We start from the raw sequence: 3,442 nt of genomic DNA, 5'->3' as shown, positions 1-3,442 counted from the left end.
GCGTTTCGGGGCCGATTTCAGCAGCGTGCGCGTCCACAGCGACGCGACGGCGGCGCAGACGGCGCAGGGGCTGAACGCGCGCGCCTACACGATGGGTTCGGACGTCGTGTTCGGCAGCGGCGAGTACGCGCCGGGCACCCCGCACGGCCGCCAGCTGATGGCGCACGAGCTGACGCACGTGGTGCAGCAGGGTGGGGCGGGACAGCTGACCCGTGCCCCCGAAGATGAGGAGGAAGAGGTATCCCCCGCTCTCTCACCTCAGCTGGATGAGAAAGAGGTCCAAGCCCGGCTCCACCGCCAGCCGATGACGATGGAGGAAGCGGTGAAGCAGGCGAAGGACCAGGTCACCAGCTCCGATGTCGACGCCGCCGACGTTGGCACCGTCGACGTCCCCACCACGCCCATTAGCTTCGAGGTCCCCGCCGACGAGGCCGCCTTCGGTGGCGGTGGCGGCGGCGGTGCAGCAGCCGGCGGCGGTGCGGCAGCCGGCGGCGGTGGCGCCCCGGCTCCCGCGGCCGAGGAGAAGACGAAAGAGCCTTCGACCGGCGAGGCCGGCGGCAAGAAGGATGCATCTCCTACCGGTGCCGAGGCGACAGCGCCGGGTGGCAACGGCAAGGCACCCATGGGCGAAGCTTCCGCCCCCGGTGGCAACGGATCGGGTCTCGCCCCCGCGCCGGCCGCACAGCCCGGCGGTGGGTCGACCCCGACCACCGCTGAGCCATCAACCCCCGTGCCCACGGCAACCGGTCCCGCTCCCGGCGGAAATGGTGCGTCGGCGCCAGCGGCCGAACAGGCCGCGGCGCCTGGTGGAAACGGCGCGTCCGCGGCTGCAGCTGACCAGGCGCCCGCTGGCGGTGGCGCTCCGAAGACCGAGCAGGCCCCCGCACCTGACGGAAACGGCGGACCCGCTCCTGCGGCGGAACAGACGCCCGACGGTGGCCCCTCAGTCACCGAACAAGCTCCGGCTCCGGGCGGAAATGGCGCGTCTGCCCCTACGGCGGAGCAGACGCCCGAGAGCGGTGCGGCGCCCCAGGCCGTTGAGCCTGCGGCGACCAAGACGCCTGCGCCGGGCGGCAACGGTGCTGGCCCCGCTCCCGGCGGCGCGAAGGAGGCCGCCGCTCCCGCCGGCGATACGGCGCCCAAGTCCCCAGAAGAGGATCCCGCCTTCCAGGCAGTGGTGGGGCGCGGCGAGGCCGCGGCAGCGCAGGAGCAGACTCACGCGCCGGCTGAGGGCGAATCGGCCGCGGCTCAGGCCGCAGCCGATCCCGCCGGCAGTGACGTGGAGATGGCCGCCCAGGGGAACCAGGTGGGCGAGATGGAGGCCCAGCCCGCCGGGCAGTTCAACGCTGCCGATTTTGTTGCCGCGTTGATGGCGGAGATTGAAAAGACCGCCCCACAGACCCTGGAGGATGCGGAGAATTTCAAGGGCAACAACCAGATCGACCAGGCGAAGCAGGCGATCTCCGACGGCGTCAAAGAAGAAAAGCAGGAGTCGGAAGAGAAGATCGAGGAGAAGTCCGAGGAAGAGCCGGACGAGAGCGGCATCGAGCCCAAGCCGGTCGAGCCGCTGGAAGGCGCCGACCCCGGCGAGCGCCCTGGTCCCATCGGCGCGCAGGATGCAGCCCCCAAACCGAAGGGCCAGAGCGAGGTCGAGGCGCCGATCCAGCAGAGCAGCGCCGAGCTCGACCAGCAGATGGCCGGTGCCAACGTCACCGAGGAGCAGCTGGAGAAGAGCAACGAGCCCGAGTTCCAGAGCGCCCTCGATTCGAAGAACGAGGCGCAGACCCACGCCGAAGAGGCACCCCAGCAATACCGCGCTGACGAAGAGTCGACGCTGGCCCAGGCCCAGGGCGAGGCCGAGATGACGGCCGAGGAGAAGGCCGAGGCTATGCGCCAGGAGCGGACGGCGCTCTTGGAGAACGTCTTCGGGATCCAAGGCGAGACGAAGACCGAGGACGAGGCTGCGCGTAAAGATGTGGCCGATCACATCGCCTCCCTGTACCAGGAGACCAGGGACGAAGTCCAGGGTATTTTCGATGACCTGGATGACTGGGTCAATACCGAGTTCGAGAACGGCGCCAGTACCGCCAAGCAGAAATTTGAGGACGACGTCGATCGCGGCGTGAGGGATTACAAGATTCGTCGCTACCTGGGCCGTCCCGACGGACTGATCCTGTGGGGCATCGACCTGGTCAAAGGACCTCCAGACGAGATCAACCAGATTTATCTCGATGCACGAGGGCAATACATTGAGGATATGGAGGCTGTCCTCACGACCATCGCCGAGCACGTGGCCAATGAGTTGAACCGAGCCAAAGAGGAGATCGCCAAGGGCCGGCAGAAGATCGACGAATACGTCGCCGGTCTCGACCCCGAACTGCAGCAGGTCGGGCAGGAAGCCGCCCAGCAGATCCAGGGCAAGTTCGACGAGCTAGAGCAGAGCGTCTACGAGAAGCAGGACCAGCTGGTTAGCGATCTGGCCCAGAAGTACAACGACAAGCTGCAGGAGATCGACGCCCGTATTGAGGAGCTGAAGGCGGCCAACAAGGGCCTGATCGACAAGGCGAAGGACGCCATCGCTGGCGTGATCGAGACGATCCTGGAGCTGAAAGACATGCTGATGGGCATGTTATCTCGCGCCGCCGGCGCCATCGAGATGATCATCGAGGACCCGGTTCAGTTCCTCAAGAACCTACTAGAGGCGATCAAGCAGGGCCTGATGCAGTTCGTGGGCAACATCGGCAGCCATCTCCAGTCGGCGCTGGTCGGTTGGCTCACCGGCGCCCTCGGGCCCGCGGGCATCACCCTGCCGGAGAAGTTCGACCTCAAGGGCATCCTCAACCTGGTGCTCCAGGTGCTGGGGCTGACCTACGAGAACATCCGCGCCCAGGTCGTCCAGGCCCTCGGCCCCAAGGGCGAGCAGATCGTCAGCGCCTTGGAGACGGCGTGGGAGATCTTCCAGATCATCCGCACCGAGGGGTTGGCCGGGCTGTGGGAGTACATCAAGGGCATGATCGGCGACCTGAAGACCATGGTCATCGACGCGATCAAGGATATGGTGATCGAGCAGGTGATCAAGTCTGGCATCGAGTGGCTGGTCAGCATGCTCGGCGGGCCGGCGGGGGCGTTCGTCAAGGCGGTCCAGTCGATCATCCGCGTTGTCAAGTGGTTTATCGAGAACGCCAGCCGGCTCATGACGCTGGTCAACTCGATCATCGACTCCATCGTGGAGATCGCCTCGGGCAACCTCTCGGCGGCGGCCAACTTCGTGGAGAACGCCCTCTCCCAGGCCTTGCCCACTGTCATCGGCTTCCTGGCCGACCTGCTCGGCCTGGGTGGCCTGGCGGACAAGGTGCAGGACATCATCAAGCAGGTCCGCAAGCCGATCAACAAGGCGATCCAGTGGGTGGTGAAGAAGGCCAAGGCTGTGGCGATCAAGATC

The 3,442-nt window shown here is 66.6% G+C and carries 1 protein-coding gene; it reads left to right on the top strand.

Annotation, left to right across the window (positions count from 1 at the left end; genetic code table 11):
• A partial coding sequence (locus tag GF399_09435; GenBank protein MBD3400541.1) for a DUF4157 domain-containing protein occupies positions 1 to 3,442 on the top strand: 3,442 nt, incomplete at both ends.

The organism is Candidatus Coatesbacteria bacterium (assembly GCA_014728225.1).
GTDB lineage: Bacteria > RBG-13-66-14 > RBG-13-66-14 > RBG-13-66-14 > RBG-13-66-14 > WJLX01.
The sequence above is the reverse complement of the archived record's forward strand: the minus strand, read 5'-3'. Positions and strand labels throughout refer to the sequence as shown.